The organism is Lysobacter sp. 22409 (genome assembly GCF_052045105.1).
Taxonomy (GTDB): Bacteria; Pseudomonadota; Gammaproteobacteria; order Xanthomonadales; family Xanthomonadaceae; genus Lysobacter; species Lysobacter antibioticus_B.
In genome coordinates this window covers 1-13562 of the sequence record NZ_JBQEOE010000036.1, presented here as the reverse complement: position 1 = coordinate 13562, position 13562 = coordinate 1, and the positions used below count along the sequence as shown (strand labels likewise).

Annotated in this window: 10 protein-coding genes; 3 read left to right on the top strand and 7 right to left on the bottom strand. The window is 68.6% G+C overall.

Going from position 1 to position 13562, the window contains the following annotated elements; all coding sequences use genetic code 11:
• Positions 1-26 precede the first annotated feature (26 nt).
• Positions 27-254 (bottom strand): hypothetical protein, encoded by a 228-nt coding sequence (locus ACTJJK_RS17235; protein ID WP_031374369.1) that lies wholly within the window; start codon positions 252-254, stop codon positions 27-29.
• Positions 255-586: 332 nt separating this feature from the next.
• On the opposite strand from ACTJJK_RS17235, the gene parE reads away from it, so the two are divergent.
• Positions 587-2506, top strand: a complete 1920-nt coding sequence (parE, locus tag ACTJJK_RS17230; RefSeq protein ID WP_031374370.1) for a DNA topoisomerase IV subunit B — start codon at positions 587-589, stop codon at positions 2504-2506.
• 433 nt (positions 2507-2939) lie between these two features.
• Complete coding sequence (locus ACTJJK_RS17225) at positions 2940-3338, top strand: hypothetical protein (protein WP_031374371.1); 399 nt, start codon at positions 2940-2942, stop codon at positions 3336-3338.
• A 37-nt stretch (positions 3339-3375) separates the two neighbouring features.
• Here the strand turns inward: ACTJJK_RS17225 and ACTJJK_RS17220 are convergent, their stop codons facing one another.
• From ACTJJK_RS17220 to ACTJJK_RS17200, 5 genes are read right to left on the bottom strand one after another with little or no spacing between them, the layout of a single operon-like run.
• Positions 3376-4632: a winged helix-turn-helix domain-containing protein gene (locus ACTJJK_RS17220; RefSeq protein ID WP_440730801.1), complete on the bottom strand. Its 1257-nt coding sequence runs from the start codon at positions 4630-4632 to the stop codon at positions 3376-3378.
• On the bottom strand, positions 4629-5435 hold the full coding sequence (gene hutG / locus ACTJJK_RS17215) for an N-formylglutamate deformylase (RefSeq protein ID WP_031374373.1): 807 nt from the start codon (positions 5433-5435) through the stop codon (positions 4629-4631). The genes ACTJJK_RS17220 and hutG overlap by 4 nt, the downstream gene beginning before the upstream one ends.
• A gap of 10 nt (positions 5436-5445) precedes the next feature.
• Positions 5446-7575 carry a prolyl oligopeptidase family serine peptidase gene (locus tag ACTJJK_RS17210; RefSeq protein ID WP_440730800.1) on the bottom strand — a complete coding sequence of 710 codons (2130 nt, stop codon included), beginning with the start codon at positions 7573-7575 and terminating at the stop codon, positions 5446-5448.
• Between the two features lie 60 nt (positions 7576-7635).
• Positions 7636-9018, bottom strand: coding sequence for a glutathione-disulfide reductase (gorA, locus tag ACTJJK_RS17205; RefSeq protein ID WP_440730823.1), 1383 nt, complete (start codon positions 9016-9018; stop codon positions 7636-7638).
• Between the two features lie 32 nt (positions 9019-9050).
• Entirely contained in the window at positions 9051-10325 is a 1275-nt protein-coding gene (locus ACTJJK_RS17200; RefSeq protein WP_440730799.1) for an NAD(P)/FAD-dependent oxidoreductase, read from the bottom strand.
• Positions 10326-10975: 650 nt separating this feature from the next.
• On the opposite strand from ACTJJK_RS17200, the gene ACTJJK_RS17195 reads away from it, so the two are divergent.
• A complete protein-coding gene (locus tag ACTJJK_RS17195) occupies positions 10976-12772 on the top strand; it encodes a M4 family metallopeptidase (protein WP_440730798.1) in 1797 nt (598 codons plus the stop codon).
• Positions 12773-13379: 607 nt separating this feature from the next.
• Here the strand turns inward: ACTJJK_RS17195 and ACTJJK_RS17190 are convergent.
• Positions 13380-13562, bottom strand: a 183-nt coding sequence (locus tag ACTJJK_RS17190) for a hypothetical protein (protein ID WP_440730797.1), incomplete at its 5' end; no start/stop codon positions are given.

Here is a 13562-nt window from a genome sequence, read left to right as displayed (position 1 = left end):
CAACGGAACCGGAGATCGGCGAAGACTTACTTGTCGCCCTCTTCCTCCGGCTCGACGCCGCGGTCGCCGGACTGCTTCTTGTCGGCCTTGGCCTTCTTCTGGGCTTCGGCCTTCTTCGCATCCTCGGCTTTCTTGGCCTCTTCGGCCTTCTTGGCGTCGGCCTGCGGGTCCTGCTGCGCGAAGGCGGCAGGCGCGGCCAGCATGGCCAGGGCGGCGGCGATGGCGGCGGGGAGCACGAGCTTGCGGATGTTCATGGTGTGGCCTCCTGACGGAATGGGGACCGGCGCGACGGGCTGCGCCGTGTGTCGTGGGCGATGAGCCGTTCGGCGCACCGCTTCCCAGAGCGACGCGGCGGACCCTAACCCCTACCCCCATGCTGGTGGCTGAATCGACCGATATCAACCCGCCCTGCCTGGCCGCCGCGGCGTCCGCTCGAGCAGGCCGGCCGCCCGTCTCAGCCGGTCTCGCCGGGCGAGACGCAAGTGGGCCAAGCTTCTTGACCACTCTTCACGTCGTGCGGCTTGACCACCTAGCCCGCCGTCGCCATTCTCGCCGCTCCGAACACCACGGCCACGCCCTTCAGTTAATGAGCAGTCGCTATAACGCCGCCGACATCGAAGTCCTCTCCGGGCTGGACCCCGTCAAACGACGCCCGGGCATGTACACCGACACCACCCGCCCGAACCATCTGGCGCAGGAGGTCATCGACAACGCGGTCGACGAGGCGCTGGCCGGCCACGCCCGCAGCATCGAGGTCACCCTGCACGCCGACGGCAGTTGCGAGGTCTCCGACGACGGCCGCGGCATGCCGGTCGACATCCACCCCGAGGAAGGCATCCCCGGCGTCGAGCTGATCCTCACGCGCCTGCACGCGGGCGGCAAGTTCAGCAACAAGAACTACACCTTCTCCGGCGGCCTGCACGGCGTCGGCGTGAGCGTGGTCAACGCGCTGTCCAAGCTGGTCGAAGTGCACATCAAGCGCGACGGCAACGAATACCGCATGACCTTCCAGAACGGCGACCGCGCCACCCCGCTGGAAGTGGTCAACTCGGTCGGCAAGAAGAACACCGGCACCCGCGTGCGCTTCTGGCCCGACGCGAAGTATTTCGACACGCCCAAGTTCAACCTGCGCTCGATCAAGCACGTGCTGCGCGCCAAGGCGGTGCTGTGCCCGGGCCTCAACGTCAAGCTGTTCGACGAGGCCAGCGGCGAGCGCATCGAGTGGTACTACGAAGACGGCCTGCGCGACTACCTGTCGGGCGAGCTGCGCGAGGGCCAGCCGCAGCGCGAGCTGCTGCCGCCGGACCTGTTCGTCGGCCAGCTCAAGAAAGACACCGAAGTGGTCGACTGGGCGGTGGCCTGGGTGCCCGACGGCGAACTGGTCCAGGAAAGCTACGTCAACCTGATCCCGACCGCCCAGCACGGCACCCACGTCAACGGCCTGCGCACCGGCTTCACCGACGCGCTGCGCGAGTTCTGCGACTTCCGCAACCTGCTGCCGCGCGGCGTCAAGCTGGCCCCGGAAGACGTCTGGGACCGGGTCGCCTTCGTGCTCAGCATCAAGATGACCGACCCGCAGTTCAGCGGCCAGACCAAGGAACGCCTGTCCTCGCGCCAGGCCGCCGGCTTCGTCGAGGGCGCCGCCCACGACGCGTTCTCGCTGTGGCTGAACCAACACACGGAATTGGGCGAGCGCATCGCCCAACTCGCCATCGAGCGCGCCGCCGCGCGCCTGAAGACCGAAAAGCAGATCACCCGCAAGAAGATCACCCAGGGCCCGGCCCTGCCCGGCAAGCTCGCCGACTGCAGCTCGCAGGACCTCTCGCGCACCGAGCTGTTCCTGGTGGAAGGCGATTCGGCCGGCGGCAGCGCGCGCCAGGCCCGCGACAAGGACTTCCAGGCGATCCTGCCGCTGCGCGGCAAGATCCTCAACACTTGGGAAGTCGCCTCCGGCAGCGTGCTGGGTTCGCAGGAAGTGCACGACCTGGCGGTCGCGATCGGTTGCGACCCCGGCAAGGAAGACATCAGCGGCCTGCGCTACGGCAAGGTGGTGATCCTCGCCGACGCCGACTCCGACGGCCTGCACATCGCCACCCTGCTCAGCGCCCTGTTCCTGCGCCACTTCCCGGCGTTGGTCGCCAGCGGCCACATCTTCGTGGCGATGCCGCCGCTGTTCCGCGTCGACGTGGGCAAGACCGTGTTCTACGCCCTCGACGAGGAGGAAAAACGCATCCTCCTGGAAAAGATCGAGCGCGAAAAAGGCGACCGCAAGAAGGGCCTCAGCGGCGCGGTCAACGTCACCCGCTTCAAGGGCCTGGGCGAGATGAACGCCTCGCAGCTGCGCGAGTCGACCATCCACCCCGACACCCGCCGCCTGGTCCAGCTGACCATCGACGACAACGCCCAGACCCATTCGCTGATGGACATGCTGCTGGCCAAGAAGCGCGCCAGCGACCGCAAGTCCTGGCTGGAAACCAAGGGCGACCTGGCGACGCTGGAAGTCTGAATCTCGCCCTCCGCCACGGGTCAGAAACGAAACGCCGCCTTGTGCGGCGTTTCTTTTTGAGGATTGGCTGCCGCCTTGTGCGGCGTTTCTCTTGAGGACTGGCCGCCGCCTTGTGCGGCGTTTCTAAAGAATCCCCGTCGCCTCGTGCGGCTTTTTTCGGGCGCCGCCAGCTTGCCGCGGCGTCGATCTTGGACGGTCTTCGCCCGAGACTGCGTTCGTCTTAGGGAGTTCCACCCCGCCCGCGGCGCGTTTCTTTGTGGCCCGTTTCTTTTTCGCAACAAGCGCCTTGCGGCGTTCTCTCCGGCATCACGCGGCCATGCCGCGGCTTGCGGCAACTTGAGCGCATCGATGGGCAAGGAGTTCGAAATGGAAGGACGCCCCGATCATCGCTACCGGCCCGCCCTTGGCAGGCGCCTTGCGGAGGGACCGCGCCATGGCCGTTGAACGCGCCGAAAGCGCCTTGAGCGAGCGCGATGCCGATGCCTACGCCGAAACGCTGGCCGAAGCCTTTCCCGACGCCGGCGTCGAGTACGCGCGGCCGCGTTTGTTCGGCGTCCTGGCCTGGTTCGCCCTGTTGCTCGGCCCGGTACTGGCCTGGCTGTTCGTGTTCGGCCTGACCCCGGACGACAAGTGCGGCACCTGGAGCCTGCACTGCACCGGCCGCGCGATCCTGTTCACCGCAGCGAGCTGGCTGTTCGGCAGCCTGCTCGCGATCGTCGCCCTGTTCCGCCGCGAACGCCACAGCATCGCGGTGCCGGCGCTGGTGTTGAACCTGATCCCCCTGCTCGGCCTGGTCGCGGCCTGCGTGGTGATCGTGCAGCGCTCAGGTTAAGCCGTCGCGGTCTCTGCCTGGCACCGACGCCTGCGGCTCAGGCCAAGGCCGCCAACGCCGCCTTGAGCGGTTTGGCGAACGCTGCCGGCCGGCACCGCGTCAATCGCACCGCCGGCGTCTCGTGCCAGCGCGCACAGTCGTCGATCGCGCGGGCGATGTCCGCGGCAAGCGCTTCGTCGGCGACGACGTCCTCTTCGAGATACAAGGCCTTGACCTCGAACTCGCCGTGCGCGCGATGCGCTTTCGCGTCGAGCCGCCCGACCAGGCGCCCGCGCGCCAGGATCGGCAGGACGAAATAGCCGTAGCGCCGCTTCGGCTCCGGCGTGTAGCACTCCAGGGTGTAGTCGAAGCCGAACAATTCGCTGGCGCGTTCGCGATCCCAGACCACCGGATCGAACGGCGACAGCAAGGTCGAGTGGGTCGCGCGCAGCCGCCCGCCTGCGGCCAGCGCGAGCGAGTCGGCGTGATCGCGATGGACATAGCCCGGCGACTGCCAACCCTTGACCTCGACCCGCAGCAAGTCGCCGGCCTCGACCAGTTCGGCCAGGTCGGCATCGCGCAGGCGCGGACGCAAGCGGTAGTAATCGGCGATCCAGCGCGCCTGGGCGATGCCGAGCGCGCGCACCGACTTCAGGATGGTGTCGCGCCGCACCGTCGCGGCCTCGATCGGCGTGCTATCCCAACCCGGCACGGCTACGCCGGCGACGCGTTCGGCCAGGTCGTAAACGCGATGGAAATTGTCGCGCCGCGCGACCATCAGCTCGCCGAGGGCGAAGCCGGCTTCGAGCCAGCGCTTCTCTTCTTTCCAGCCCCACCAACCGCCGCCGGCGGAGCCCGCCTCGCGTTCGAAGTCCGAAGACTTGACCGCGCCGAGCTCGCGGATGTGTCCGAGCAGGCGGTCGATCTTGGCGCCGCTGCTCTGGCGATGACGCTGGGCGCTGCGGATCGCCCAGTGATGCGCGCGTTGCGGCAAACCATTGCGATGCAACAAGTAGTCGCTCATCGGCGCGAAGCAGGCTTCGTGGGCCCAGACTTCGAAGATCTCGCGCTCGGCCAACAACTCTTCCAGCCAGCGCGCGCGATAACCGCCCACCCGCGAAAACAACACCAGGTAGGGGCTGCGCGCGACCACGTGGATGGTGTCGATCTGCAGCAACTGCATGCGCTCGATCGCGGCGAGCAGATCGGGCCGGCGCGCGCGCCGGCGCGGCCGGGCCAGCAGGCCTTGTGCGGCCAGATGCAAGGCGCGCGCCTGACCCACGGTCAGCCGCGGCGCCGCAGGCGCCTGGGTCATGCGTCGTCCGCGTCCAGGGTCGCGCGCAGCAAGGCCTCGATCACGACCTGCAGGCGCACCGCCTTGCTTTCGTCGTAGGCGAACGAGGCCTCGTCCATGTAGTTGCGCTGGCTGATCTCCAACTGCACCGCCTGCACGCCGATCTCGGGGTCGCCGTAGTGGCGGGTGATGTAGCCGCCCTTGAAGCGGCCGTTGGCGACCCACTCGTAGTCGCTCTGCGCGCCCAGGATGCGTTCGAGCCGCGCCTGCAGTTCGGGCAGGCAGCTCTTGCCGGCGGCGGTGCCGAGGTTGAGGTCCGGCAGGCGGCCCTCGAACAGGAACGGCACTTCGCCGCGGATCGAATGACCTTCCCACAGCACCGCACGGCCGTGCTCGCCGCGGATGCGGTCGAGCTCGCCGACCAGGGTGTCGTGATACGGGCGCCAGTACAGTTCGACGCGCTCGGCGACTTCCTCCGGAGTCGGTGCCTGGCCCTCGAGATACACCGCTTCGCCGCTGAACTGCACCGCCGGACACAGGCCGGTGGTGTTCTGCCCGGGATACAGCGAGGTGTCGTCGGGCGGACGGTTCAGATCGACCACATAGCGCGAATAGCTCGGCACGATGATCGAGGCGCCGAACGCGCGGGCGAGCGCGTACAGGCGCGACACGTGCCAGTCGGTGTCCGGCGCGCGCCGCGCCGATTCGACCATGCGCGCGGCCAGCGCGTCGGGGATCAGCGCGCCGTCGTGCGGCAGGCTGATCAGCAAGGGCGCGGTGCCGCGGTGCAGTCGGTAGACGGGTTCGGTCGGGTGCGGCGTCATGCGTTCGGACTCAATCGGCGCCGGGCTTCAGCTGCCGGCGGAAGAAGTCCATGGTACTGCGATGGACCTGAAGCCAGGTCGCGTGGCGCAGGAAGAAATGGTCTTCGTCGGGCAGGACCAGGGTCTCGACCGGCACGCCGCGCGCGCGCAGGCGCTCGACCAGGTCGACGCTCTGGGCGAATTTCACCGCGCGGTCGTCGTCGCCGTGCACGAACAGCACCGGCGAACGCCAACTGTCGACGTGCGCCATCGGCGAGGATTGCCAGGCCAGCTCCAGCTCGTCCGGCCCCAGCCCCCACAGGCCGCTGTTGTCGCCGCCCTTGGCGCTCTCGCGCCAATCGTGGACGCCGTGGCGATCGAGCCCGGCCGCGAACAGGTCCGAATTGCGCGCCAGGGCCGAGGCGGTCAGGAAGCCGCCGTAGGAGCCGCCGTAGATGCCGATCCTGCGCGCATCGACGTCGTCGCGCTTGGCCAGATAGGCGTGTGCGGCCAGCACGTCCTGATACTCGCTGAAGCCGCGCGGCCCTTGTTTCTCGGCGCGGCGAAAGGCCTGGCCGTAATTGGTGCCGGCGCGGAAATTCAAGGCCAGCACCACGAAGCCTTGGCTCGCCAGCCACTGATTGCTGGCGTAGTCGGCGTAGTAATAGCTGCCGTAATGCCAGCCCGGCAGCATCTGCCGGACCGGGCCGCCGTGCACGTAGACCAGCGCCGGGCGCTTGCCCTTGAACGAGGCCGGCGGCTCGAACACGGTGGCATGCGAGACCACGCCGTCGCTGGCGCGCAGGCTCAGCGTCTTGGGCTCGACCAGGCGATCAATCGGAAAACGCGCCGGCAACTGCGCCGGGAAGATCCGCCGCACTTCGCCGCCGCTGCGCGGCATCACCGCGATCGCGCTGGGCCGGCGCGCATCGGCATGACGGAAGGCCAACCACTGCCCGCCGGCGACCGCGACCGGCTCGGTCGCGATCTCGTGCTTGCCGGTCAACAGTTTCTGCGCGGCGCCCTTGGCGTCGACCGCGAACATCTGCCGGTAATCGAGTTCGGCGCAGTTGCCGCTGAAGAAGAAGCCGCCGTCCTCGGCCAGCACGCTGGTTTCGGCCTCGCATTCGCCGCGGCTCAGAGCGACCGGCTCGCCGCCCTCAGGCGACAGTGCATACCAATGCAGCCAACCGCTCTGTTCGGAGCTGAACACCAGGCGGTTGTCGCGGCTCCACTGCAGCGGGTCGGTCTCGGCGAACTGGGCATAACCGCCGGCGTGATCGTTGGAACGGAACACGCGCTTGGCCTGGCCCGTGGCGGCATCGGCGACCCAGATCTCGAACACGTTGGCGCGGGTCAGGTCGAACTGCTCGCCGTTGCGCGCGGCGGCCATGCGCAGGAAGGCGATGCGGCGGCCGTCCGGCGACCAGGCCGGATTGCTGTCGCGATTGAAGTCCGCGCCCATCCAGCGCACCGTGCGCGCGGCCAGGTCGAGCACGCCGATGAAGCTGTGGTCACCGCGGTCGCTGGTGAAACTCAGGAACTTGCCGTCCGGCGAGAACGCCGCCGCACTGTTGCTGCCGCGGGTCTTGATCAGGGCTTCCTTGCACCACTCCGGCGCTTTGCCCCCGGGCACCGCGTAGCAACCGAGCATGCGCCCCTGCACCAACAGCGCGTCGCCCTGCGGCGCGAATTGCATGCCGCGGCCGGCGCCGATGCGTTGCGGCTTTCCGGAACCGTCGCTGGCGACGACCCACACCGCCTGCTCCTGGCCATCGGGATCGCTGGTCGGATTGCTGTTGTTGCCGGCCGCGTCCGGCCCGCTGCCGCGCACGTAGGCCAGCCAGCGGCCGTCGTGGCTGAGCTGCAGGGGACCGATGGCTTGGCCGTCGTCCTCGTCGTAGGCGGTGAGCTTGTGGGGCGCGAAGCCGGGCGCGCGCGCCACCCAGACATTGCGCACGCCTTGATCGTTCGACACCCAGGCCAGCACCGGCGCATCGCTCGCGCCGATCATCTGGTCGGGCCGCGGCACGCTGAGCAGGTCGGCGATGTCGATCGCCGGCTCTGCGGGCGCGGCGACCGCCGCGGCGATCGTGCCCCACGAGAGCGCAACGCCGATCGCGCCGGCCTTGATCCAATGACGTCCCTTGCCCTGATTCATCGCTGCCCCTGCTCGGATCGCCTGCCTGGCGCGCGCTACGCGGCGACGGTCGCCGGGACGTTAGCGCATCAGCACCACTTCCTCGGCGCTGGTCGGATGGATGGCGACCGTGTCGCGCAGGTCGTCGAGAGTGATGCCGCGCTTGAGCGCGACCGCGAAGCCTTGCAGCATCTCGTCGGCGGCCTCGCCGAGCAGATGGATGCCGACCACGCGGCGCTCCTGGCCGACGCAGATCAGCTTGAACAGGCTGCGCTGCGGCGACTCGGCCAGGGCGTACAGCATCGGCCGAAACCCGGCGCGATAGATGTGCAGGTTGTCACCATGTCGTGCCCGCGCCTCGTCCTCGGTCAGGCCGACCCGGCCGATCGGCGGGTGCGCGAACACCACGGTCGGGATGTCGTTCTGGTCGAGCCGGCCCTCGCGGCCGCCATAGACGCGGTCCATGAGCCGGCGCGCGGCGGCGATCGCGACCGGGGTCAGCTGGGCGTCGGTGGTGACGTCGCCGACCGCGTGCAGATTCGCGACATTGGTCGCATGCAGGTCGTCGACGACGATGTGGCCGCGCGCATCCAGCGCCACGCCGACCCGGTCGAGCCCGATGCGCTCGCTGTTGGGCCGGCGTCCGGTCGCGAACAGCACCTGGTCGAAGGCCTCGCTGAGCGCACCGTCGGCGCCGCGCAGGCGCACGCGCGCGCCGTCGGCTTCGAGCGCCGCGACCGCGTGACCGAAATGCAGGCGCACGCCGTTCTGGCGGTAGTCCTCGGCCAGTTGGGTGGTCAGTTCGGCGTCGAAAGCTTCGAGCAGACGCGTGCCGCGCACGAACAATTCGACCTGGCTGCCGAGCGCCTGCAGCACGCCGGCGAGCTCGACCGCGATATAACCCGCGCCGACGATGGCGACGCGCTCGGGCGCGGCGCACCACTGGAAGAAATCGTCCGAGGTCGTGCCCAGTTCGGCGCCCGGGATCTGCGGCTTGACCGCGTGGCCGCCGGTGGCGATCAGGATGCGCGGCGCGCTCAGGCGCGCGCCGTTCTCGCACTCCACCGTATTGGCGTCGAGCAACTGCGCGCGCATCGGCAACACCACGATGCCGGAGGCATCGAGGCGGCGCCGATAACTTTCGTGGATGTTGGCGATGTAGCGCTGGCGGTGAACGATGAAGGTCGGCCAGTCGAGCGCGCAAAGATGTTTCGGATCGGCGTCGATCGAGAACCCCAGCGACTGCGCCATGCGCAGCTTGCCGGCGATGTCGGCGGCCAGCCACATGGCTTTCTTCGGCACGCAGCCGACGTTGACGCAGGTGCCGCCGAGCAGCGAAGGCTCGAGCAAGGCCACGCGTGCGCCGTGCTCGGCGGCGCGAAAGGCGCCGGCGAGGCCGCCGGAACCGCCGCCGATCACGATCAGGTCGAACTGGCTGCGGCTGTCGTCGGCTTCGAGGGGCATGCTTTCGGGGGGCGCGCTTTCATGGGGCTTGCTCATGCGAAGCGCTCCGGTCGATAGGGATGCGGATCGATCGCGGTCTCGCGCCCGGCGATCAGGTCGGCGACGAGTTGGCCGGTGCCCGCGCTCATGCTCACCCCCATCATGCCGTGGCCGGTCGCCAGCCACAGCCCTTCGCAAGCGGGCACGCGGCCGATCAGCGGCACGTCGTCGACGCTCATCGGCCGCCAGCCGTACCAGCGCTCGCGTTCGACCGGGCCGACCGGATGGTGCAGGTACTCGGCGGCGCCGCGTTCCAGGGCCGCGAGCCGGCGCGGGTTGAGGCTCTCGTCGTAGCCGGAGAATTCCATGGTGCTGCCAAGGCGGAACCCGCTGTCCCACATGGTCACGCAGACCTTGCGCTCGCGCAGCACCACCGGCCGGCGCGGCATCAACGGCGGGCGGTCGTAAGTGATCGAATAGCCCTTGCCCGGCTGCATCGCGCGCTGCAGCGACGGCAGGCCGATGGCGTCGGACAGCTTCGGCGTCCAGGCGCCGACCGCGACGACCACGTCGCGCGCGCGCAGCAGGCCCAGGCTGGTGTCGAGTTCGATGCCCGCCCCCTCGCGACGCAAGTCGCGCAGCGCGCATTGCTCGGTGAAACGGCCGCCGCGCTCGCGCACGGTGCGCGCGAGCTCGGCGACATAACGGTCGGGCCGCAGCACGGCGTCGTGGTCGAAACGGATCGCGCCGGCGACCCCGGGCTTGAAGGCCGGGTCCTGCGCCTCGTAGGCGGCGCCGTCCAGCAGGCTTACGCCGATGCCGAACTCGCGCAGCAGATCGAGTTCGAGCTGGCCGCTGGCGAAGGCCTTGGCGTCGCGGAACACGTAGTCGACGCCGGCGGTGTCGAATTCGCACACCAGGCCGTAGCGCCCGACCCAGCTTTCCAGGCGTTCGCGCGAATCGTTGAGTAAGGCCGACTTGGCCTGTGCGCTGGCCCGCCAATCGCGGTCGTTGCAGCGCGCGGCGAAGCGCAACAGCCAGCCCCACAACTGCGGATCGAGCTTGGGATGCACGTACAGCGGCGCATCCGGGGTCAGCATCCAGCGCAGGGCCTGGGCGATCACGCCCGGCGCGGCCAGCGGCGTCGCATGGCTCGGGGTGATGGTGCCGCAATTGCCGTGCGAGCTGCCGCCGCCGATGCGTCCGGCGTCGATGACCCGCACCGAGCGTCCGCTTTCCAGCAGGGCCAGGGCGCAGGTCAGGCCGATCACGCCCGCGCCGATCACGACCACGTCTTCGCCGCCCCTGGCGGCCGTCCGCTGTTCCACCCCACCCACCTGTGCTTCGCGCATTTGCCCTGTCAGCCAGTCCGGTTCGTTGTCGCGTGGCCGGGCCGCAGCGCTGCCGCCGCGGCCCCGGGTGCCGCCGGGAACCGCTCGGCACGTTCCGCATAGTACTAAGACTGGGCCGCGGCGAGCGCCGCCGGTTTTGCGGCTTGGGGCGGGCGGCGCCTCGTTGCGCCTCGGTTGAGGCGGCTGCACAGCGAACGGAACGCTGCGATCCATCGATGCCGACCGCATTGCCGGGCCGATCCCCTACAGCAGCGCATGCTCGGCCGCAGCGCAGCGCAGCGAGGCGCCGACACCGCCGCCGCTGCGCATCGAGCCGGAAATCCGCCACCGCTCCGGTTGCGTTTTGGCCCATCGCGCCGGTTCTGTGACCAAGCGCGAAATGCGCCTCGCCGTTACGTGACCGCTCGCACCGATTTTTCATTCAAGCACAGCGGGCCGGCAGCCTAACGTCACTCCAGGCCCACCGTCCGACTCATGCAGACGCCACCGCCGCACATCGGGCAGGCCGATCCCTCCAAGCCGAACGTCCCTCGTCTCAGCCGACGAAGGGCGCCGCCGGAGGCTGCGAAAAAGCAATGACAGCACCTCACAAAACACGACCGTTACCTTCATTAGGGGATTCACCCATGCAACTGAAGACCGCCGTATTGAGCACCGCCATCGTCGGCGCCATCGCCGTCCTGGCGACTGTGTCCCTGTCGAGCTCGGGTTCGACCACGCTTGCCGCCGCGCCCGCCACCGCGCCTGCGGCCGCCGCCACGACCGCCCACGCCGCTGCCGTCGCCGCCACCCGCGTCGCCACGCCGCATGTGGCGCAGGCACCGAGCCAGCTCGCCGTCGGCGCGCGCCCGGGCAGCGACCTCCTCGCCGCTTCGACCTCGCCCGAACAGGCCGCCGCTTCGCCGGCTGCGCAACGCGCGCGCGGCCTGCTGGAGACCGTCGCCGCCGATGAAGTGCATCGCGCCAAGGCCGATGGTTTCGTCGCCCGCGACGTCATGATCGACCGCGACGGCACCGAGCACGTGCGCATGGAACGCACCTATCGCGGCCTACCCGTGGTCGGCGGCGACCTGGTCGTGCATTCGCGCAACGGCGAGCTGAAGTCGATCAGCCAGGGCGACAACATGCGCAGCTTCGGGCGCCCCGCGATCGAGCCGAAGATCAGCGCCGAACAGGCCAAGGTCGAAGCCGGCGCCGCATTCGACGGCACGGTCACGGCGATGACGCCGGCCGCCCTGGTGATCTTCGCCCGCGGCACCGAGCCGACCCTGGCCTACCAAGTCGACGTCACCGGCGACCGCCGCAACGACCCGGCGCCAGGCCTGATCAGCTACTACCTCGACGCCGCCACCGGCAAGCTGCTGCAGGAAGACGACCGCGTCCATTCCGCCGCCGCCAACGGCACCGGCAAGACCCTGACCCTGGGCAACGTCGGCCTGGTCAGCAATTCGATCAGCGGCGGCTACACCCTGACCGACCCGACCCGCGGCAACGGCCAGACCCTGGATGCGCGCAACCAGTCCGGCACCTCGGGCGCGGTCGCCTTCAACGACAGCGACAACGTCTGGGGCAACAACACCACCTCCGACCGCGCCTCGGCCGCGGCCGACGCCCATTACGGCGTCGCCGCCACCTTCGACTACTTCAAGAACGTGCACGGCCGCAGCGGCATCTTCAACAACGGCCAGGGCGTGAAGAGTTATGTCCACTACGGCCCGACCAACCTGGTCAACGCCTACTGGACCGGCAGCGCGATGGTCTACGGCGACGGCGACGGCGTGACCTATCGCCCGCTGGTCGCGCTCGACGTCGCCGGCCACGAAATGGCCCACGGCGTGACCGGCGCCACCGCGCGCCTGGGCTACTACAACATCAAGGACAGCGGCGGCCTCAACGAAGCCACCTCCGACATCTTCGGCACCCTGGTCGAATTCAGCGTCGGCAACGCCAACGACCCGGGCGATTATTTGTTGGGCGAAGAGGTCTACATCAACAACCCTGGCGACACCAAGGCGCTGCGCCTGATGTTCAAGCAAGACGCCGACGGCCGCTCGTTCTCGTGCTATCCCGTCGGCGGCTTCACCGCCTCGCAGACCGGCCAGAACGGCAAGTACGACCCGCACCTGAGCTCGGGCGTGGGCAACCGCTTCTTCTATCTGCTCGCCGAGGGCGCGGTGAAGCCGGCCGGCTTCAACTACACCCCCTCGCAACTGGTCTGCAACGGCGACACCGCCATCGCCGGCATCGGCCGCGCCAAGGCCGGCGCGATCTGGTACCGCGCGCTGACCCGTTACTTCGTCTCCAGCACCACCTACCCGCAGGCCCGCACCGCCACCCTGCAGGCCGCGACCGATCTCTACGGCAACACCTCGAACGAGTACAAGGCCGTCGCCCGCGCCTGGAGCGCGGTCTCGGTGAACTAAACCTGCGGTCTGGATGAATCGAGCGTATCGACAGGCCGCCTTCGGGCGGCCTGTCTTCGTTGCGGGGTGGCGAATCCCTATTCGGACGGCGACACCTTCCCCTTTGGACTGCCACCTTCCCTGTAGGAGCGGCGTGAGCCGCGACCGCGGGATGCGCAGCGATGGCATCGCCGTCGTCATCGATCGAAGCAGCGTGCTTTCGCCGGGGTAGGAGCGGCGTCCTACTGGATTTCCTTCGGTCACAAGCCGCGACCGCGGGATGCGCAGGAATGGCATCGCCGTTGTCATCGATCGAAGCGGCGTGCTTTCGCCGGGGTAGGAGCGGCGTCCTACTGGATTCCCTTCGGTCACAAGCCGCGACCGCGGGATGCGCAGGAATGGCATCGCCGTTGTCATCGATCGAGGCGGCGTCCTTTCGCCGGGGTAGGAGCGGCGCGAGCCGCGACCGCGTTGCGGCGGTATTACGGCGCCTGGCTCAAGCAAGCTCCAGATCTAGATCTAGATCTAGATCAAACGCTAAAAGCTTCCGCCACTAAAGCGGCGGGTTACTTTCTTTTGTCATAAGCAACAAAAGAAAGGTAACCAAAGAAAAATGCTTTACTTTGAATCACAGGCCCGCACGATCGATGCTGACGCAGGTATTTTTCATACGGGACATCCTTGTCCCGATGAAAAACGGCCCGCATCCATGCGGGCCGCCCTCCGGGTCTTCGATTGCCTTCGCGAGTTTGAGATGGCGCACGGCAACAGCAACAGCTACCTTGCAGCCATGACGGCTCAAAGGGTAGGA